At 39.0% G+C, this 18,570-nt stretch carries 22 protein-coding genes; 17 read left to right on the plus strand and 5 right to left on the minus strand.

All coding sequences use genetic code 11. The features are described 5' to 3' along the window. Nucleotides 1-129 precede the first annotated feature (129 nt). The 13 genes from AABB81_RS00915 to AABB81_RS00975 all read left to right on the plus strand — a co-directional run bounded on the left by AABB81_RS00915 (nucleotide 130) and on the right by AABB81_RS00975 (nucleotide 11,118). Nucleotides 130-1,254: an NAD(P)/FAD-dependent oxidoreductase gene (locus AABB81_RS00915; RefSeq protein ID WP_342157978.1), complete on the plus strand. Its 1,125-nt coding sequence runs from the start codon at nucleotides 130-132 to the stop codon at nucleotides 1,252-1,254. Beyond that, nucleotides 1,251-1,958 (plus strand): methyltransferase domain-containing protein, encoded by a 708-nt coding sequence (locus AABB81_RS00920; RefSeq protein ID WP_342157980.1) that lies wholly within the window; start codon nucleotides 1,251-1,253, stop codon nucleotides 1,956-1,958. The genes AABB81_RS00915 and AABB81_RS00920 overlap by 4 nt, the downstream gene beginning before the upstream one ends. Beyond that, complete coding sequence (locus tag AABB81_RS00925) at nucleotides 1,955-3,007, plus strand: type III polyketide synthase (protein WP_342157982.1); 1,053 nt, start codon at nucleotides 1,955-1,957, stop codon at nucleotides 3,005-3,007. Before AABB81_RS00920 ends, AABB81_RS00925 begins: the two co-directional genes overlap by 4 nt. Beyond that, nucleotides 3,001-3,795: an SDR family oxidoreductase gene (locus AABB81_RS00930; protein WP_342157983.1), complete on the plus strand. Its 795-nt coding sequence runs from the start codon at nucleotides 3,001-3,003 to the stop codon at nucleotides 3,793-3,795. Before AABB81_RS00925 ends, AABB81_RS00930 begins: the two co-directional genes overlap by 7 nt. Before the next feature lie 4 nt (nucleotides 3,796-3,799). Then, nucleotides 3,800-4,231, plus strand: coding sequence for a 3-hydroxyacyl-ACP dehydratase FabZ family protein (locus tag AABB81_RS00935; protein WP_342157985.1), 432 nt, complete (start codon nucleotides 3,800-3,802; stop codon nucleotides 4,229-4,231). A gap of 4 nt (nucleotides 4,232-4,235) precedes the next feature. Further along, entirely contained in the window at nucleotides 4,236-5,510 is a 1,275-nt protein-coding gene (locus AABB81_RS00940; protein WP_342157986.1) for a beta-ketoacyl-[acyl-carrier-protein] synthase family protein, read from the plus strand. Between the two features lie 3 nt (nucleotides 5,511-5,513). Then, nucleotides 5,514-5,762, plus strand: a complete 249-nt coding sequence (locus AABB81_RS00945) for an acyl carrier protein (RefSeq protein WP_342157987.1) — start codon at nucleotides 5,514-5,516, stop codon at nucleotides 5,760-5,762. 12 nt (nucleotides 5,763-5,774) lie between these two features. After that, nucleotides 5,775-6,350 (plus strand): 4'-phosphopantetheinyl transferase family protein, encoded by a 576-nt coding sequence (locus AABB81_RS00950; RefSeq protein ID WP_342157988.1) that lies wholly within the window; start codon nucleotides 5,775-5,777, stop codon nucleotides 6,348-6,350. Nucleotides 6,351-6,545: 195 nt separating this feature from the next. Beyond that, on the plus strand, nucleotides 6,546-7,631 hold the full coding sequence (locus tag AABB81_RS00955) for a Gfo/Idh/MocA family protein (protein WP_342157989.1): 1,086 nt from the start codon (nucleotides 6,546-6,548) through the stop codon (nucleotides 7,629-7,631). A 125-nt stretch (nucleotides 7,632-7,756) separates the two neighbouring features. Further along, a complete protein-coding gene (locus AABB81_RS00960) occupies nucleotides 7,757-8,536 on the plus strand; it encodes an MlaE family ABC transporter permease (RefSeq protein ID WP_342157990.1) in 780 nt (259 codons plus the stop codon). Between the two features lie 32 nt (nucleotides 8,537-8,568). Then, nucleotides 8,569-9,282, plus strand: a complete 714-nt coding sequence (locus AABB81_RS00965) for an ABC transporter ATP-binding protein (RefSeq protein ID WP_342157991.1) — start codon at nucleotides 8,569-8,571, stop codon at nucleotides 9,280-9,282. Nucleotides 9,283-9,288: 6 nt separating this feature from the next. Then, entirely contained in the window at nucleotides 9,289-10,290 is a 1,002-nt protein-coding gene (locus AABB81_RS00970; protein WP_342157992.1) for an MlaD family protein, read from the plus strand. A gap of 27 nt (nucleotides 10,291-10,317) precedes the next feature. Next, nucleotides 10,318-11,118: a patatin-like phospholipase family protein gene (locus tag AABB81_RS00975; protein WP_342157993.1), complete on the plus strand. Its 801-nt coding sequence runs from the start codon at nucleotides 10,318-10,320 to the stop codon at nucleotides 11,116-11,118. Here AABB81_RS00975 and AABB81_RS00980 read toward each other — a convergent pair. The 4 genes from AABB81_RS00980 to AABB81_RS00995 all read right to left on the minus strand — a co-directional run bounded on the left by AABB81_RS00980 (nucleotide 11,108) and on the right by AABB81_RS00995 (nucleotide 15,686). Beyond that, nucleotides 11,108-12,322 (minus strand): metallophosphoesterase, encoded by a 1,215-nt coding sequence (locus AABB81_RS00980; RefSeq protein WP_342157994.1) that lies wholly within the window; start codon nucleotides 12,320-12,322, stop codon nucleotides 11,108-11,110. The two genes, AABB81_RS00975 and AABB81_RS00980, sit on opposite strands and share 11 nt — an antisense overlap. Further along, nucleotides 12,319-12,921, minus strand: coding sequence for a CDP-alcohol phosphatidyltransferase family protein (locus tag AABB81_RS00985; protein ID WP_342157995.1), 603 nt, complete (start codon nucleotides 12,919-12,921; stop codon nucleotides 12,319-12,321). The genes AABB81_RS00980 and AABB81_RS00985 overlap by 4 nt, the downstream gene beginning before the upstream one ends. A gap of 138 nt (nucleotides 12,922-13,059) precedes the next feature. Beyond that, on the minus strand, nucleotides 13,060-13,668 hold the full coding sequence (locus AABB81_RS00990; protein WP_342157996.1) for a WG repeat-containing protein: 609 nt from the start codon (nucleotides 13,666-13,668) through the stop codon (nucleotides 13,060-13,062). Nucleotides 13,669-13,856: 188 nt separating this feature from the next. Further along, on the minus strand, nucleotides 13,857-15,686 hold the full coding sequence (locus tag AABB81_RS00995; protein ID WP_342157997.1) for a SulP family inorganic anion transporter: 1,830 nt from the start codon (nucleotides 15,684-15,686) through the stop codon (nucleotides 13,857-13,859). A 120-nt stretch (nucleotides 15,687-15,806) separates the two neighbouring features. On the opposite strand from AABB81_RS00995, the gene udk reads away from it, so the two are divergent. The 3 genes from udk to AABB81_RS01010 are packed head-to-tail and all read left to right on the plus strand — an operon-like array spanning nucleotide 15,807 to nucleotide 17,258. Next, complete coding sequence (gene udk, locus AABB81_RS01000; RefSeq protein WP_342157998.1) at nucleotides 15,807-16,418, plus strand: uridine kinase; 612 nt, start codon at nucleotides 15,807-15,809, stop codon at nucleotides 16,416-16,418. Beyond that, the gene (locus AABB81_RS01005; RefSeq protein ID WP_342158000.1) at nucleotides 16,415-16,735 is read left to right on the plus strand and encodes an FtsB family cell division protein; all 321 of its coding nucleotides are present in this window, start codon (nucleotides 16,415-16,417) and stop codon (nucleotides 16,733-16,735) included. The genes udk and AABB81_RS01005 overlap by 4 nt, the downstream gene beginning before the upstream one ends. A gap of 43 nt (nucleotides 16,736-16,778) precedes the next feature. Further along, nucleotides 16,779-17,258: a hypothetical protein gene (locus AABB81_RS01010; protein ID WP_342158001.1), complete on the plus strand. Its 480-nt coding sequence runs from the start codon at nucleotides 16,779-16,781 to the stop codon at nucleotides 17,256-17,258. A 36-nt stretch (nucleotides 17,259-17,294) separates the two neighbouring features. On the opposite strand, the gene AABB81_RS01015 is transcribed toward AABB81_RS01010, so the two are convergent. Next, on the minus strand, nucleotides 17,295-17,669 hold the full coding sequence (locus tag AABB81_RS01015) for a hypothetical protein (protein WP_342158002.1): 375 nt from the start codon (nucleotides 17,667-17,669) through the stop codon (nucleotides 17,295-17,297). Between the two features lie 345 nt (nucleotides 17,670-18,014). On the opposite strand from AABB81_RS01015, the gene AABB81_RS01020 reads away from it, so the two are divergent. Next, nucleotides 18,015-18,530 (plus strand): DUF2892 domain-containing protein, encoded by a 516-nt coding sequence (locus AABB81_RS01020; protein ID WP_342158003.1) that lies wholly within the window; start codon nucleotides 18,015-18,017, stop codon nucleotides 18,528-18,530. The last annotated feature ends 40 nt before the right edge of the window (nucleotides 18,531-18,570 follow it).

Below are 18,570 nucleotides of genomic sequence, written 5' to 3' on the forward strand. Positions count from 1 at the left end.
AGGGGAAGTTCTGTGCATACAGAGTTTGAACTAAACCGGCTGGATTTCAATATTGGAGACAAAAGTTAGGCCATGTCTGAAAGTGTCAAAATAAACGTATCTTTTAACCTTAAAAATTGAGCGGGAAAGATGTCATTAAAGCAGGTAATTGTTGTTGGTGGTGGATTGGCAGGATTGACCAGTGCACTTCATTTATCTCAGGTTGGAGTAGGCGTTAGCCTCATTGAGAAACACGATTACCCAAGACATAAAGTATGTGGTGAATATCTTTCAAATGAAGTGTTGCCTTATCTCAAAGGCTTAGGACTTGATCCTTTTGAACTGGGTGCTAAAACAATTGATCATTTTGAACTGAGTTCTGTTAAAGGAAAAGCGATAAGGGCAAAGTTACCCCTGGGAGGCTTTAGCCTGTCAAGGTATACACTTGACCATGAATTGTTAAAACGTGCGCAGCTGCTTGGTGTTGAACTCATCAAGGATACTGTGACTGATATTAAATTTGAAAATGATCGTTTTTTGGTAAAGCTCAAAGACAATGGGATTAAGGAAAGTACTTTTGTTATAGGCGCCTTTGGGAAACGTTCTAATCTGGATCAGAAACTCCAAAGGAAATTTTTAAATTCAAAAGCCCCGTATTTGGCTGTAAAGGCTCATTACTCGGGTGATTATCCTGAAAATTTAGTGGGTCTGCACCATTTTTACGGAGGTTATTGCGGAGTGTCGAATGTGGAACATAACACACTTAATATTTGTTATATAACAGAATATAGTGAGTTTAAAAAGTTTAGAAACATAGAGGATTTTCAAAATCAGGTACTGTCAAAGAACAAAATATTAAAGTCTATATTCAATGATGCAAAGATGGATTTTGAAAAACCGTTGACAATAAGTCAGATCTCTTTTGATTCTAAGCCACTTATTGATAATCACATGATCATGTGCGGTGACAGCGCAGGTATGATACATCCATTATGCGGCAATGGCATGAGTATGGCGATTCAGGGAGCAAAATTGGCATCCGAACTGATTGAACAATATTTTCAAGGAGGTTTGTCAAGAGTTCAACTTGAAAGAAATTACAAAAAACTATGGAATCATTCTTTTAGGTTAAGGCTTCAAACAGGCAGGGGATTGGCCAGGTTGTTTAGAATGAAATCTGTAGCGCTCTATGCGATGAACAGTTTGAAAAGATTTCCCGGACTGCTCAGGCACATCATCAGTATGACACATGGAAAATTTATTGAAAGCATATGATAGACATGAAATACAGAAGTGATGAAAGAGAGATCATGGATGATTTCACCCTTGAAGGAGATCGTTTGAGGGTAAATCTGGATATTCTGGCTTCGATCAATAAATGGCTGGGAGGAAATCAAATCAGCCTGCAAGGTATTCAGGAACTTCTTCATGCTTATCCTGTGGGCCGCAAGTTTGTGATTGCAGATCTTGGATGTGGTAATGGAGATATGTTGAGAAAGGTTTCAAAACTTGGTGATCAACTTGGTTTTCAATTTACCCTGATAGGAATTGATGCGAATCCGGATACGATCAATTATGCCAAAGAGCTTTCGACGGAATTCAAAAACATCAGCTATATGCAAATGAATATTTTTTCGAAGGAGTTTGATGAGATAACCTATGACATTGCCCTTTCAACCCTTTTTCTTCACCATCTCAAAGATGAGGAAATTATAGGTAAATTGAACCAGCTTAATAAAAATGCAAGAATAGGAATTATTGTCAATGATCTTCACAGGAGTCAATTAGCCTATTTTTTATTCAGTATAGTAAGTTTCTTCATCAATAATAAAATCATTAGAAATGATGGCCTGGTGTCAATCAGAAGGGGATTTAAGAAACAGGAATTAATAAACTTTTCGAACCAATTAAATGCAAAAAGTGATATTGGATGGAGGTGGGCTTTCAGGTACCAATGGATCATGAAAACAAAAATATGAGTGTAAAAATTACGTCAGTAGCTAAAGCCTTGCCGAAATATTCCAGAGATACCAGGGAAATTCTTCCGTATTTAGACTTTTGGTTAGAAGGACAAGACGAGAGATTCAAGCGAAAAATCAAAAAGATTTTTGAGAATGCCGGTGTCGACAGAAGGTATTCGATTATGGATGCCGAAGAAGTATTCAACAAAACCTCCTTTGAAGAAAAGAATGATATCTATGAAAGAGAATCGATCAAGCTAGCCGAAGTCAGTTTGAAAAAAGCCCTGGAAAAAGCATCATTGTTAGCGACTGATATTGATTTTCTCATTACTGTGAGTTGCACGGGCATCATGATACCGTCTCTCGATGCTTATTTGATCAACAGCCTAAAGATGAATCAGGACGTCATAAGGCTGCCAGTCACCGAAATGGGTTGTGCTGCCGGAGTCTCGGGCATTATTTACGCAAAGAATTTTTTAAAAGCCAATCCTGATAAAAGGGCAGCAGTCGTGGCAGTTGAATCGCCAACGGCCACTTTTCAACTGGAAGATTTTTCTATGGTCAATATGGTAAGCGCAGCGATTTTTGGCGATGGGGCCGCAAGTGTTATTCTGTCTTCCCATAAGCAGGATGAGGGCCCTATGGTAATTGACGAATCCATGTACCACTTTTACGATGCGATTCAGATGATGGGTTTTAAGTTAAAGAATACAGGACTCCAAATGGTACTCGACAAATCGGTTCCTGAATCTATAGCCGAACATTTTCCGGATATAATCCACCCCTTTCTGGAAAAGAATGGCATGCACATACAAGATATTGACCATTTGATTTTTCATCCGGGTGGGAAGAAAATTGTTCAAACAGTAGAATCATTGTTTGGCTCGCTTGGAAAAAACATCAATGATACCAAGGAAGTTCTCAAATTATATGGCAATATGTCGAGTGTGACGGTTTTATATGTACTTCAACGATTTATGGAAAGAAATATTAAGCAAGGTGAAAAAGGACTGATGTTGAGTTTTGGTCCCGGATTTTCGGCTCAAAGGGTGTTATTGCAATGGTAAAGGAATTTGAAAATAAAGACTGGGCCCTGATTCTTGGGGGCTCAAGAGGATTAGGGCTTGCCTCTGCAAAAAAATTGGCGCGCCACGGAATGAATATTTGTATTGTACATCGTGATCGAAAATCGGATATGCAGGAGATTGAAAAGCATTTTTCTGAGATACGAAGTGAGCAGGTGTCATTGATATCATTTAACAAAGACATTTTACAAACCGAAAACAAACAAGCTGTTTTAAACGAATTGAAAAGCACTTTAGGAGAGGAAGGGAAGATTAAATGTTTACTTCACAGTGTGGCAAAGGGCAATTTAAAGCCCATGGCAGATGGAGACTCAGGTAGTTTGACTACTTTGGATTTTCAGCTCACCCTTGGGGCAATGGCCATTAGCCTTTACGATTGGTTTAAGTCGATCTTTGATGAACAGTTGTTTTCTGAAGACGCCAGGGTGATCAGTTTTACGAGTGAGGGAGGTCGAAGGGCAATGAAAAATTATGCTGCAGTATCCGCTGCAAAGGCCGGATTAGAGGCTATTACCAGGAATATTGCCTTGGAGTTTGCTCCTTTTGGGATCAGGGCAAATTGCATTCAGGCAGGTGTAACCGATACGATGTCTTTAAGAATGATCCCAGGGAGTGATAAAATCAAGAAATATGCCTTAAGGAGAAATCCTTTTGGAAGGCTTACTTCTGAGGTAGATGTGGCAAATGCGGTCTATTTGTTGTGTAAAAAGGAAGCAGCATGGATCAACGGCTGCGTGCTGCCTGTTGACGGAGGTGAACATATAAGTTAAATACATGAATTCTGAAGAGATTATAACATATTTACCCTACCAGAAACCCTTTTTGTTCGTTGATGAATTGACTGAGATATCAGAGAATGGAATAACAGGGAATTACACTTTTAACAAAGAGAGTTTTTTTTATCAGGGTCATTTTAAAGGTCATCCGGTTACGCCCGGAGTCATTTTAACAGAGGTTATGGCCCAGATTGGTGTTGTTTGCCTGGGGATTTTATTGTTACAAAATGAACTGGACGTTAAGACGCCAAAAATTGCTTTGACCTCGCATAAGATTGATTTTTTTCACGCGGTTTATCCGGAAGAAAGGATAACAGTAGTATCTGAAAAACAATATTTTAGGTTTAATAAGTTAAAGTGTTTTGTAAGAGCATTAAATGATAAGGGGCAATTGGTTTGCCGGGGTGAAATTGCAGGGATGCTAACATAAAAAAATGAAAAAAAGAGTTGTAATAACGGGGCTTGGAGTTGTTTCACCAAATGGGGTTGGAATTCCTGATTTTCTCGACGCCTTAAAACAAGGGAAATCGGGAATCCAGTTTTATCAGCACTTGAAGGATAAACATTTTTCCTGTTGTATTGGAGGAATTCCTGAGGTATCTGAGGACTTAATGAAAGCCTATTTAACACCTTTACAGTTAAAGAATTTTAACAGTTCCGGAATTTTGTACGGGTGCATGGCGGGTATGGATGCCTGGAGGGATGCAGGCCTTGATATTGACGAGGCAGCAGAGGTTGATTTTGATTCAGGAATTATGTTCGGTACGGGTCAGTCAGGGGTTGATAAGTTCAGGGAAGCCATTTATAAACTCGACGAAGGCAATGTGAGAAGGCTTGGGAGTACAACCGTGGCTCAAACCATGTCGAGCGGGATAAGTGCTTATTTAGGAGGTATCCTTGGATGTGGTAATCAGGTGAGTACCAATTCTTCAGCCTGTACTACAGGAACAGAAGCCATTTTGATGGGGGCTGAACGAATTCAATCGGGTAAGGCCAAAAGAATGTTGGCAGGCAGCTGCAGTGATCACGGAACCTATATCTGGGGAGGATTTGACGCCATGCGCGTCATGACTTATAAACACAATGAAAGCCCTGCGAAAGGTTCGAGGCCTATGAGCGCATCAGCGTCAGGATTTGTTCCTGGATCTGGTGCCGGTGCTCTGTTACTCGAAGAACTTGAAAGCGCCCGGGCAAGAGGTGCTTTTATTTATGCAGAAATATTGGGAGGTCATATGAATTCAGGAGGGCAGCGAAATGGAGGCACGATGACGGCCCCGAATTCGCTGGCTGTTCAACGATGCATCAGTCTGGCGGTTAAAGACGCCGGTATCAGGACTTCTGATATTGATACAATCAATGGGCACTTAACGGCGACAATCAAGGATCCTATGGAAATTAAAAACTGGAAAACTGCCCTGGGCCTTTCAAAAAATGATTTTCCGGCGATCAACTCTCTAAAAGGCATGACCGGTCATTGTCTGGCTGCTGCCGGAAGTATAGAATGCGTAGCTTCGGTGTTGCAAATTGCACACGGTTTTATTTTTCCTTCCACAAATTGTGAAGATCTTCACCCTGATATTGAAGAACAGATCGGAAAATTAGCCATTCCACATAAATCCCGCAGTCAGGAAGTGAATACGGTGATCAAGGCCAGTTTTGGATTTGGAGATGTTAATGCCTGTATTATTTTTAAAAAATTTACAAATTAAGAAATGGAAAAAGAAATATTAATCGACAAATTAAAAGAGGTTGTAAAGCCCTATGTTCAGGATGAGCAAGCCTTTAAAAACCTAACTGAGGAAACCGATTTTATCAATGATTTAAAGGTTAATTCGGCCAATCTAATTGATATTATACTTGATATTGAAGACGTATTTGACATTGAAATTGACAATGAATCGATGGAACAAATGCTTAACGTTAAAAAAGCCGTTGAAATCATTCAGGCTAAAATGGTTTGATCTTCTGTTCTTATGATTGGAAATGATATAGTTGACTTGAGGCTGGCTGAGGTTCAGAGCAATTGGAGGCGTAAAGGGTTTCTCGATAAAGTCTTTACCGCCAGTGAGCAATCGATGATCTCCCGGTCACAGCAGCCTGATATATTAGTTTGGAAACTCTGGTCGATGAAGGAGAGCGCCTACAAGGCCCGGTTGAGACTTCAGAAAAAAATTAAAATAGATCCTCTGGCTTTTGATTGTATGCCGGGGAACAAAGATTTGGGGCAGGTGTGCTGTGAAGGCAAAATATACCATACGATTTCGGGCATAGGGGATGATTTTATACATACTTACGCTTATGCAGACAAATTCGACACCCGATTAAGTCAAGATATTGTGCATATGAATGAAACAAACAGGGTTCGTAAAACACTTTATCAGGCAGTAATTTCTGCTGTGGCCTTTACAATGGATTGGAAAAAACATGATTTGGCAATAGCAAAAAATGACTTGGGAATACCTGAGTTATACAGACGGGATAAAAAAACAACCATATTGTGTTCCCTGAGCCATCACGGTCGGTATGGTTCTTATATGACAAGCTTTTAATGACGAAGGATTTATTGGTGATGCAAAAGAAAAATGGATTATGCCATACGTTTTCTTTTCAGCTGCATCATCAGATCTGAATGCCATGAGATTTTTACATCATTAATTTTTTTATCTTTATTAGGTTCACTGACTTAGCATTTTTGTGGGCTTGACTATTAAAGAAGATAATTATCCATGTATAAATTTTGAATCATGACAAACAGAAGATCCTTCATCAAAAAATCAGGAATGCTTGCTGCAGCAAGTGCTATTCCTATGCCAAATTTTTTAATTCCAAAAACCAAAAGAAAAATTGGTGTGGCACTGGTGGGATTGGGTTATTACAGCAGGGATCTGTTGGCTCCTGCCTTGCAATTAACAGAACACTGTGAGCTTCGTGGCATCGTAACAGGTTCTCCGGATAAAATTCCGGTTTGGCAATCGAAATATGGAATTCCGGACAAGAATGTATATAATTATGAAAGCATGCATCAGATTTCTTCTAATGATGATATTGACGTGGTGTATATTGTGTTGCCAAATAGTTTACATAAGAAATATACCATTATTGGAGCGGAGGCCGGAAAACACGTTTGGTGCGAAAAACCCATGGCTACCACAGCCAAAGATTGTGAAGAAATGATCACGGCTTGTAAAAAAAACAAGGTACAACTGACTATTGGTTATCGCATGCAACACGAACCTGTTACCAGGAAGATCATTTCGATGGCCAAATCAATGCCCTTTGGCAGTCTGGAAAAATTGAAGGCAGAAGCAGGGTTTCGCCATGGAGGAGGTGATGGTACCCATTGGAAACTACACCCGGAATTGGGGGGAGGTGCCATGTTTGACATGGGGGTATATCCTTTAAATGCAGCGCGGTATGCAACTCAAATGGAACCGATAAGCGTAAGTGCAAGAATTGAAAATAGCAGACCTGATCTTTTTAAAGTTGACGAGACCACTTATTTTGACCTGGAGTTTCCAAAGGGCATCATTGCAACATGTAAAACATCATTTGCAGAAAACATCAATCACCTTAGGGTTGATTGTCAATCAGGATGGTACGAGCTCAAACCCATGCAATCTTACAGGGGTGTTGGAGGGAAAAGCAGTGATGGTCAAATTTTTGAACCCTTCCTGGGTAACCAACAGGCAAGGCAAATGGATGAAGATGCTTTGGCTATCATACAAAAAACGCAAGTTCTGGTGCCCGGAGACGAAGGGTTAAAGGATATTCGTATCGTGGAGGCCATATTTAGATCAAGTGCAAACGGTGGAAAGCAAATCTCCTTATGACTTTGTTATGCCTATTGCTGTAGCTTCGCGCAATGTCGCGGCAGATCAATGAAAATAAAATGATAGAAATCATTTTATTTCACAATACTCTTGCCTAACTTTGGTAGAATGGCCAATAGTTAAGTATGAATCACAACATACGCATACCGTCTAGTGTCAGGTCTTTTTTGATCGAATTAGGAGAACTCTCTTACTTTGCCGGAAGGTTTTTTAAAGAGTTGTTTACCAGGCCCTTTGAACTGAAGGAACTTCTCAGGCAATGTTATCTTATGGGTAACAAGTCGCTTATGCTGGTTGGTGTTACCGGCTTTATTTTAGGGCTGGTAATGACCCTGCAGACCCGTCCAACCATGATAGAATTTGGTGCTGAATCGTGGATGCCTTCTATGGTAGGTATCTCTATCGTTAGGGAAATAGGACCCGTGATCATAGCGCTTATTTGCGCAGGCAGGATCAGCTCAGGAATCGGAGCTGAACTCGGGTCTATGCGCGTTACTGAACAGATCGATGCCATGGAAGTTTCAGGGACCAATCCTTTTAAGTATTTGGTGGTTACCAGGATATTGGCAGCCACTTTAATGATTCCCTTGCTCATCATCTATGGAGATGCAATTGCCTTATTGGGTTCAGCTATGGTCGAAAATTTAAAGGGAGATGTGTCTTTTCAATTGTTCTTCAATAATGTTTTTGATGCGCTGGAATATTCAGATATCAATCCGGCTGTAGCAAAGTCTTTTTTCTTTGGTTTTGCTATAGGATTGGTTGGGTGCTTTAAAGGTTACTATTGTGAAAGAGGTACGGTAGGTGTTGGTGAAGCCTCGAACGCAGCCGTGGTATTTACCTCCATGCTCTTGTTTGTGATTGATTTTATTGCAGTCTTTGTTACGGATATTTTTTATAACTGATCACCTTGGAAACAACAGAAAAAATACAAACCATGTTACGGATCCAGGATCTGAAAAAGCACTTTGGCGACAATCATGTTCTCAATGGATTCAACATGCATCTGAATGAAGGCGAGAACCTTGTCATCATGGGAAAATCCGGATCGGGGAAATCTGTAATGATCAAATGTTTAATGGGGTTAATGCAGCCTGATTCAGGTGAAATTGAAATCATGGGGGAACGGGTCCTGGACCTGGAGCAAACCGAGCTGGATCAGCTCAGGAAAAAAATAGGATTTCTTTTTCAGGGGAGCGCTTTATATGATTCCATGACGGTTAGAGAAAATCTCGAATTTCCGTTAAGGAAACAGAACATACCTCAAAAAGAAAAGGATACACTGGTGCATGAGGCACTCGAAAGCGTTGGTCTTTTGGATGCCATAGAACTTTTGCCAAGTGAACTTTCAGGAGGGATGAAAAGAAGGGTTGCTCTGGCCAGGGCAATCATTCTGCATCCTAAAATCATTATCTATGACGAGCCAACCACGGGGTTGGATCCAATTACCGCTAAGGAGATTATTCAATTGATGAGAGATATACAAAAAACACATGGTTCGTCGGCCCTGATCATTACTCATGATGTTGATTGCTCCAGGGTTATAGCCGACCGCATGGTCCTGCTCATTGACGGGATAAATTATGCCGAAGGAAGTTTCGAGGAATTATCTTCATCAAAGGATGAAAAAATACAGGCCTTTTTTAAATAATTTATTATGAGAATCAGCAATGCACAAAAAATTAAATTAGGGATGTTTGTTTTAATAACCGGATTTATTCTTATTCTTTCCCTCTACTTGATTGGTAAAAAGCAGAATTTGTTTGGCAATACATTTAAAATCACTGCGGTTTTTAACAATGTCAGTGGCCTTAAACTAGGGAATAATGTGCGATATGCCGGTATCAATGTAGGAACCGTAAAAAATATATTAATGTTGAATGATACGATGATATGTGTGGATATGAACATTGAAGAAGACATTGTAAAGCACATGAAAACCAATGCGCTCGCCATAGTTGGCTCGGACGGATTGGTTGGCAGTATGGTGGTTAATATTATTCCCGGTGGTCCGGATGGTTTGCCATTGCAGCAGGGAGATACACTAAAATCTATGAGAAAAGTATCAACGGCGGATATGATGTCAACCCTGGAGATTACCAATGCAAATGCAGCAGAACTGACCCGGGAATTATTAGAAATAACGCATGCCATCAATGAAGGAAAAGGCACCTTGGGTTTATTGGTGAATGACGAAGCAATGGGAGCGGATCTTAAGGAAACCATGGGGAACCTTAAAACGGCAAGTGCAGAGGTTGCCAAGGTTCTTGATGAGATAAAGGACGTGATCAGCAGTGTTAACAATGAAGAAAACCTTTTACATGTCTTACTAAAGGATTCAGTTTCTGCACAACAGTTTAGGTCTGTTATGGGCAATCTTGAAAAATCAAGTGAAGACATTAACCTTGTCATCGGCAATTTGAATGAGGTTATTACAAATGTTAAGGATGGAGAGGGGGCTTTTAACTACGTTACTTCAGATACAATTTTGGTTCAGGATATAGGGGAGACGGTAAAAAATATCAAGAAAGGAAGCGTGATGTTAAACGAAAACCTTGAGGCATTAAGGCACAATACATTTTTTAGGGGTTATTTTAAAAAACAGGAAAAGGAAAGGCTCAGGGAAGAAAAGAAACGCCAAAAGCAAAAAGAACAATAAAATTGACACAAGCAAACATCAGGAATTATGAATTTTGAAACCCGGAAGTTAGGATTAGTTTTGTCGGGTGGCGGGGTAAGAGGGATTGCCCATATAGGAGCTATTAAGGCTTTAATTGAACATGGCATAGAACCTGAAATTGTATCAGGATCGTCTGCAGGAGCTGTTGTCGGGGCCTTGTATTGCAGTGGTTACAGTCCCGAAGATATGAGGGAGTTCTTTAGAATCGCCCCCTTGTTTCACATTAATAGATTCGCCTTTTCCAAACCTGGTTTTATCGATACCGATAAATTCTATCCTGATTTTAAAAAATATTTTGAAATTGATGATTTTTCGGTACTTCAAAAACAATTATTTGTAACAACAGTTGATATTTGCGACGGTGTTCTCAAAGTCTTTAATGATGGTGAGTTGATCAGGCCTTTACTCGCTTCATGTGCTTTTCCGGGTCTGTTTACTCCGGTAACAATTGATAAATCAGTATATGCAGATGGAGGGATCCTGGATAACTTCCCTACGGCCCCGGTCAAGGATATTTGCAGTCGACTTGTTGGTGTTTATGCCAGTCCTTTAAGCAAAATAGATTCTAATGGTTTAAGGTATTCCGTAAATGTGCTGGAAAGAGCCATCAGGATCAATTATTCAAAAAGGTCCCACGAAAAATTTTCGGATTGTGAGTTGATGATCAATCCACTTAAGCTTGTCAATTACGGGTTACTGGATGTAGGAAAGATGGATGAAATTTATGAGATCGGATATCAGAGTGCCACAGAAGCACTTTTAAAGATTGATAATTTAGAAAAATTTCAAAACCAACCTAGCCATTGATATCTATACAGGTGATTTCAGGTCGCATTCCAAGTCGGCCCGGAAAACCCAACCATCCCAGTCCCCGGTTAACGTTTAAAAATTGGTCCCCTTCCTGATGCAGCCCTGCCCAGTGTTTATACTTGTATTTGATAGGACTCCATTGCTTATTTTTCAGGTTAACTCCTGCTTGCATCCCGTGTGTATGCCCCGATAATGTCAGGTAAATATCAGTGTGACCAACCACTTCTTCGGGCCAATGACTGGGATCATGTGACAGAAGAATCTTAAAAGGCAAATGATTTACCGGTCGAAGCGCTTTATTGAGGTTGCCATATTGCTTGAAGGGTGGCATTCCCCAGTTTTCCACACCGATAATGCCTATTTCGACGTCATCTATTGTTATGCTTGTTCCTTGATTAAGTAAAAGCGTAAAATCAATTTTCTTGTAAAAGTATTTAATAGATTCAAAATTACTTTTTTTAAGGTCAGTACTTGCCCATGAACTGTAGTCGCCGTAATCATGGTTGCCCAGAACGGCAAATTTTCCATGTTTAGATTTGAGTTTATCCATGACCTCAGCCCAGCCTTTCAATTCCCAGGCAAAATTGTTCACAAGATCTCCGGTAAAAACAATAAGATCCGGTTCCAGGTGGTTGATCAATTTGACAGCCCGCTCAAGAATGTGATACCTGAAGTTAAAACTTCCGAGATGAAGATCTGAAATATGAACCACTCTGAGCCCTCTGAATGTTGATGGTAATGTTTCCGTTTTGATATGCAAATGATGTACCTTAAAACGGTATAAGGCCTTAAATATGGCATATACAATTACAAAAAAAGGTAAAAATCCCGCAAGGAGGCCGATAACTGGAATTACCAGCAGTGACTCCTTTTCTGAAAGAACATAGTTAGAAAAGTACAGAATAGAAATGATAATCACGAAGATGATCTTTGGTATAAATGAAGAAACAGTGAGGCCGTACAATGAGGTGATCAATAAATGCTTCCTTTGCGGATGTATATTATCCAGCCTGGCCTTCAAAATAACAATAGCGGCGATAAGCCCTATGGTAAAGAACCAAAACACGATATGTATAATTAACCTCAGCTTAGGCATATTCATCAGTTGGGTTATTGAATCCAGCCAGTAAAACGCCATCATGTCAATTATAAAAATCGCCAGGCAAAGTAAAAAAATTGTAAAATTCGAATATTTCCTCATGCGCTTGATTGATCAGTTGCTTTTTTTCTTCTTTCATCTCTTTTTGCCCAAATATATCCTTTCACACCTGCAACCCAGTGAGGATAAACAAAGATAAGCAATATTTCCTCAAGGGTTTCAATGATACTTATCACAATCATTAAACAGAATAACCAGTAAACGGGCCCAAAAAAAAGTAACCAAAGGATGAATACGGCCTGTATAACAGCTGACAACTTGGCTAGATACGTATGAAATGCAGTTGCTTTACCATATTTGCTAAAGGCGATGATCATCTGTATGCAATACAATACAAAAGGTATAAGAATCCATTGGTAATTATCCCGGATAAATTCAAATTCAAATTGCAGCAATCCTAAAAATCCTGCAAGCAAGGTTAATTGATCGCCGATAGAATCCAATTGTGAGCCTCTCGGGCTGGTAATTTTAAGTTTTCTTGCAAGCATACCATCAATCATATCGGTACTGTAACTAACAAGTAAGAGCCAGGTAAAAAGATCTCTTAAACCAAACCAAGCAATGACAACCAGAATAGGAGCAGCGAAAATTCGATAGAATGAAAACCAATCGGCAATATTGAAGTTCTTAAAAGTTAACATAAGGCTGTACAGCAATTTTTCAGGTCCTTATCAGATGAGTCGATTGTTCATAATTTTGACTACCCGGACCCCTAATATTACGATTTTATTATTTCTAGACAAATCCGGAGATGTTTAGAAAGGATATAAAAGAGCTATTTAGAATGTATAAATCTCCCAATTTTGATCTCCCATTCTGACTCCAACCATGCGGTCTGACAAAAATTGAGCGGTCATTTCAGGCTTTTTCCCCGATTTCATTTTTTCAGGAACACAGTTTCTGGGATGCAATAAAGGGGTCATAGCCTTATCATTAGGGTCTATTACAAATTCTTGGACCTCATAGCTTACAACATCTTTACCCAATAATTTATTTTGGCCCACGACTTCTTTTGTGAACAGCATCACGATGGCAAATCCATTATGGAAAGGTGTAGCGTTGACATAGCGTGTCTTAATGACTTCCTTGCCCTCAGTATCTATATAGCCATAATACATAATGTCATCTTCCAAGCGACTGATCAAAGCTCTGCCATTATGGAATTCTGGGGCTACAGGGATACCATTTTCATTTTCAGTAACAACCAGGTCATCACGGAAGTCTATAACAATAGTCCCTTTTGTATCCATGAAAGCCCATTGATCTCCTTTTTTTATAGAGGCAAGACCTTCATTAAAGCTGCCTATATGTTCTACATTCTGCATTAACTGAGCACTTGTTGGAATCCATACCGCTATTCCAAGCAGCAGTGTAAAAAGCTTTTTCATGATCAAAATATTTTATGTTATAACCTATTAAAGGTAGCCATCAACAATATTACATACAATGATAATTATCATTGAACTCGAAAGTAAATACATCAGTTTTACAAAAGGGTAGAATGATTCCAGGTTCAACATCAAAATCAAATGCCTGCTAAAGATTTCTAATTTGATTTTTTAGCTGTTTTAAAAAATTAACCGTCCAGGTTATTAGATATCCATGTCGTACATTCCTGGAATGAGTCAAAAATATGCTCTTCAGGAATGAGGTCTGGAATGATATCAATAGATTTCATCAAATACAAAGGTTGAGTTTGAATATCCACCAATAAAACATGAATCTCGTTTTTCTCCAGTTCCAGCAATACATCCTCGAGAACAAATAGTCCGGATTGATCTATATAAGGTACCCTGTCCATTCTGATAATAACATGGCTCGCAGTAGGAGGAATCTGTTTGGCAAGCACCTGTATAAAACTTGTGGACCCGAAGAAAATGGGTCCTTTGATATGTTTGATAAATACCTTTTCCTTCATATCTTCCGGAAAATTTGCTTCATCAGTCCAGGATGTTTCAGCTTTCAAGGTTTTTACATCTGACTTCTCTTCTGTTGCGTCACCCATTTTCTTCATAAAAACAAGGGAAGCAATAATCAGACCAATACCAACCGCATATACCAGGTTCCAGAAAGTCGACAATAATAAAACAACGACCATCACAATGACTTCGGTAGAGGGCATTGAAGGGATAGCCTTTAGGCCTTTATAATCCATTACGCCAACACCAACGGTAAACAATATTCCGGCCAAAACGGCTGCGGGAATTTGTGAGGCAAGAGGGCCTATCACAAGAAGAATAATTAATAGAAACAATCCTGCTATCATTCCTGATAATTTGGTTTTTCCTCCAGCATCAATGTTAACAACCGTTCTAATCGTTGCTCCGGCTCCAGGCAGGCCTCCAAACAGTGCAGCTACGCTATTTCCTATTCCCTGACCGATCAATTCCTTGTTTGGGTTATGATTTGTTTTGGTCATGTTATCAGCAACCACAGAAGTGAGTAAGGAGTCTATGGCACCCAAAAACGACAGGGTAATGGCTGTAAAAATAAGAGGTGATACAGATGCAATGCTGAATTGGCTGAATATATCAAAATTGATCAATGGGAAACCACTGGGAATCTCCTCAATGGGCATATAATCAAGATTAGCAAAGATGGCAACACCCGAGACCACTAGCAAGGAGACAAGAGTAGACGGAATCTTTGTAGTGATTTTTTTAAAGCCATAGATGATCAAAATGGTTGAAAAGGCGAGGATCAATTCCAGATAATTAATAGATCTTAAAGCCCGGGGTAAAGCTCTAATGGCGCCAATTACCCCTGATGTTTCTTTTTTTGCCAAAATTAAGGCTTCATTCATGATTTCCTCCTCACTGATCAATTCTGCTCTTTTGATCGTTTCTTTAAAGTCTTCAAGGACAAGGAGACCTTCTTCGGCTTCATCTTTTAAAATATTTTCAATAATCAGTTCTTCTGCTTCCGGCTTGAATTTTTGGATTCTTTCCATATCATTTTCGGTATAATATCCTAATATGGGAAGGATATTTGTAATGATAATGATAAGACCAATGGCCGTCATAAACCCTGAAACAACAGGATAGGGGATATACTTAATATATTTTCCCAAACCGGCAGCCCCAATAATAATTTGAAACAAACCAGCCATAACAAATACCGTGAGAATAATCGGCAAAGCCTTGTCCATGTTTCCGTCATGCGACTGTAATAATCCTGCGACCAATACCATGCTTACCGCAGTCATGGGAGCTGTTGGACCTGAGATCTGTGTCGGAGTTCCGCCAAACAGAGCTGCAATGAATCCTAGAAAAATAGCACCGTACAAACCTGCACTAGGACCTAAACCTGATGAAACACCAAAGGCGAGAGCCAGTGGCAGTGCAACAACACCGGCAGTAATACCTCCAAAGGTATCTCCTTTAATAAATTTAAATATGTTTTTCATAAGTCCCTGTTAATTTAGCGAAAGGTAAAATAATAAATTTTAGTCGATATTCATTCCTTTTTTTTATAGTTTTGAAACATGCAATGGTTTTACTGTGTATGATATAAAAATTGTGTAAAAATGTTAATTCTTGGTATAGCTGGAGGAACGGGCAGTGGTAAAACCACGGTGGTGACACAAATTTTAAATGAATTGCCCGAAGATGAGGTCACCGTGATCTCTCAGGATTCTTATTATAAACGGAATGATGATTTGACTTATCAGGAAAGGTGTCATATTAATTTTGACCACCCTAACGCCATAGATTTTGAACTGTTGATCGATCATATTCGACATTTGAAAAGTGGGCAGTCGATAGAACAGCCCGTTTATTCTTTCGTGACCCACAACAGAGTGCAGGATACTGTGATAACACATCCTAAAAGAGTCGTAATCATAGAAGGGATTTTGATTTTTACAGACAAGCAATTGAGAGACTTGATCGATATCAAGGTTTTTGTCCACGCAGATTCTGACGAAAGGCTCATCAGACGCATGAAGCGCGATATACAGGAGCGAGGAAGAGATATCAATGAAGTGTTGGAACGTTATCAAACTACCCTGAAACCTATGCATCAGGAGTTTATAGAGCCAACAAAAAATTATGCTGACCTGATCATACCGAATGACACCTATAATACTGTTGCCATTGACATTGTAAGAACCGTGATAAATGAAAGATTGTACAAATGACATTAAAACAGATCAAAGAAAATAAAGTATTTAAAATCCTCAGCAATAAGTATGTCATTATTTTGATACTTTTTGCCATATGGATGGGTTTTTTCGATGAAAATTCTTTTATGAACCACCGCGAACTTGATGAAGAAATCGATAAATTGGAAAACGCCAACGAATATTACAAAGAACAAATTGAAACAGATCAAAAAATAATTGACAATCTGAATGATCCTGATTCTCTGGAAAAATATGCAAGAGAAGAGTATAAAATGAAAAAGAAAAATGAGGATATTTTTATCATTGAGTACGATACTGTTGACAAAGATTAAAGGCAGAAGCACAAAACGCAGCATCATTTTTTAAAAATTTTGAGTGTCAGATTCAACCAATGCACATCCGGATAACAACAATCTATGGCAACAGGGTTTGTTATTATCTCATGAGTTTTCCCAATTGGAAGGCAGGCAGCCTCGCATATTGGTTGGGAATTCAAATAAGGTTTCTCAACAGGTAATCCGAAAGGTGTGCAGCTCTATGGCAGATATGGGATTTAACGTGGATGTTGCCCCGGTGCTTAGTTCTTTTGATGAACTGGCCAAACAGTGTTTGGAAAATGACGCTGATGTTCTTTTAATACTGGGTGCTGATCATATCACAAAAACCGAATTAGCCAAGCTTGCCAAAAAAGTATCTTTCTTAAAGTCTGAAACCGTTAAAGCCTTGACTTTTCAAGGTCCGGAATCAATAATCAATTCGGAGGCCCTCAGGGAATTATATAGGATTTTTCCTGAAGATTCTGATCCGGTGGAAATAAGCCTTGCTTTATTGAAAATTCTAATGTCAAACGATTGATTCCTGGGATGCTCTTTGTGAGATACTGAACCCTGATTAATAAATGTACCGCAAAAGCCTGTTCTTATGCACGAGAAGGCGCATTTCCTTATCCATTAAATGAGCGTATTTACGGGTTGTTGATTTTCCAATGAGGTCGGTTAAATCTTTTTCTCTGTCATTCGCCAAGGCCTTTAAATCAGATTTCTGTTCATTGTCTGATTTTCCGCTTTCTAAAACACGATATACCTTGTCGACATAAATCTTGTTGTATTTCATCAGCTCAGAGGTTTTCAAATTTGATAATTTGAGCCGATTTACAGAATTCATGGTATTGAGCAGTACTTCCTTTGGAACATTTTCCTGAGCACTTAACTGCAGCGAAGCACAGAGGCCAACAATTACTGCTAGAATTAAGGTGGTATTTTTCACGGTATATCAATTTTGGTTAAAGGGCCTAAAATACTTAAATAAATTACATTGTAAGTGTCATGGCTGATTGTTCAATGTTATGATGTATTCTGGTTCGGTCATGTTATCAAAATATGGGATAAGCCTGTCTACTCAAATTTTCGGATTTATAAGCAGGTAAATTAAAAGTGACTCAAATAAAAGGAAATGCTTCATTGACAAATAAATGAAGAGGAGATCTGTGGTTATATTTAGTATCTGTGAGCATTAAATCAAATAACAAGTTGTTTGATACGCGTTTTTAATCTCATTTATGTCATGATTAGTCCTATAAAAATGTAAATTTGCACAAAAATTAAATCAACTATGTTCAATAAATATATAAAACTGGTCCTTGCTGCATTTATATTGGTATGGGCTGTGTATGAGTTTTCAAAAGGCCATATCATGAATGGTATTTCCATTGTATTGTTGGCAGGGATTTTCGTCTTTTTTTATTTTAAAAATGAGATCCTTTTGTTGACTTTTTTTAAACTGAGAAAGCAGGATTTTGAGGGGGGCAACAAACTTCTTGATAAAATTAAAAACCCGTCAGCTGCCCTGACTAAGAAACAGGAAGGCTATTATAATTTTCTTAGGGGAATCATGGTATCGCAAACCAATCTTACACAAGCAGAAAGGTTCTTTAAAAAAGCGTTAAGCATAGGCCTGGCTATGGATCATGACAAGGCAATGGCAAAATTACAGCTGGCTGGAATAGCCCTTACTAAAAGAAGGAAAAGAGAAGCGACAACTTTGATCGCGGAAGCCAAGAAATTGGATAAGCACGGCATGCTGAAGGATCAGATCAGCATGGTTAAGCAACAGATGAAAAAAATCTAAGGGTTTATATGGTTCATTCGAGTTGTAATGGCCACCTGAT

It is taken from the genome of Lutimonas vermicola (assembly GCF_038433205.1).
In the GTDB taxonomy this organism is placed as follows: domain Bacteria; phylum Bacteroidota; class Bacteroidia; order Flavobacteriales; family Flavobacteriaceae; genus Lutimonas; species Lutimonas vermicola.

Bases quoted from the DNA above. Each gene is read 5' to 3' on its own strand.
- udk (WP_342157998.1), top strand. From the start codon at position 15,807: ATGTTAATTCTTGGTATAGCTGGAGGAACGGGCAGTGGTAAAACCACG.
- AABB81_RS00925 (WP_342157982.1), top strand. From the start codon at position 1,955: ATGAGTGTAAAAATTACGTCAGTAGCTAAAGCCTTGCCGAAATATTCC.
- AABB81_RS00965 (WP_342157991.1), top strand. From the start codon at position 8,569: ATGTTACGGATCCAGGATCTGAAAAAGCACTTTGGCGACAATCATGTT.
- AABB81_RS00915 (WP_342157978.1), top strand. From the start codon at position 130: ATGTCATTAAAGCAGGTAATTGTTGTTGGTGGTGGATTGGCAGGATTG.
- AABB81_RS00920 (WP_342157980.1), top strand. From the start codon at position 1,251: ATGATAGACATGAAATACAGAAGTGATGAAAGAGAGATCATGGATGAT.
- AABB81_RS00970 (WP_342157992.1), top strand. From the start codon at position 9,289: ATGAGAATCAGCAATGCACAAAAAATTAAATTAGGGATGTTTGTTTTA.
- AABB81_RS00980 (WP_342157994.1), bottom strand. From the start codon at position 12,322: ATGAGGAAATATTCGAATTTTACAATTTTTTTACTTTGCCTGGCGATT.
- AABB81_RS00995 (WP_342157997.1), bottom strand. From the start codon at position 15,686: ATGAAAAACATATTTAAATTTATTAAAGGAGATACCTTTGGAGGTATT.
- AABB81_RS00935 (WP_342157985.1), top strand. From the start codon at position 3,800: ATGAATTCTGAAGAGATTATAACATATTTACCCTACCAGAAACCCTTT.
- AABB81_RS00945 (WP_342157987.1), top strand. From the start codon at position 5,514: ATGGAAAAAGAAATATTAATCGACAAATTAAAAGAGGTTGTAAAGCCC.
- AABB81_RS00955 (WP_342157989.1), top strand. From the start codon at position 6,546: ATGACAAACAGAAGATCCTTCATCAAAAAATCAGGAATGCTTGCTGCA.
- AABB81_RS00975 (WP_342157993.1), top strand. From the start codon at position 10,318: ATGAATTTTGAAACCCGGAAGTTAGGATTAGTTTTGTCGGGTGGCGGG.
- AABB81_RS00960 (WP_342157990.1), top strand. From the start codon at position 7,757: ATGAATCACAACATACGCATACCGTCTAGTGTCAGGTCTTTTTTGATC.
- AABB81_RS00950 (WP_342157988.1), top strand. From the start codon at position 5,775: ATGATTGGAAATGATATAGTTGACTTGAGGCTGGCTGAGGTTCAGAGC.
- AABB81_RS00990 (WP_342157996.1), bottom strand. From the start codon at position 13,668: ATGAAAAAGCTTTTTACACTGCTGCTTGGAATAGCGGTATGGATTCCA.
- AABB81_RS00930 (WP_342157983.1), top strand. From the start codon at position 3,001: ATGGTAAAGGAATTTGAAAATAAAGACTGGGCCCTGATTCTTGGGGGC.
- AABB81_RS00940 (WP_342157986.1), top strand. From the start codon at position 4,236: ATGAAAAAAAGAGTTGTAATAACGGGGCTTGGAGTTGTTTCACCAAAT.
- AABB81_RS01020 (WP_342158003.1), top strand. From the start codon at position 18,015: ATGTTCAATAAATATATAAAACTGGTCCTTGCTGCATTTATATTGGTA.
- AABB81_RS01005 (WP_342158000.1), top strand. From the start codon at position 16,415: ATGACATTAAAACAGATCAAAGAAAATAAAGTATTTAAAATCCTCAGC.
- AABB81_RS00985 (WP_342157995.1), bottom strand. From the start codon at position 12,921: ATGTTAACTTTTAAGAACTTCAATATTGCCGATTGGTTTTCATTCTAT.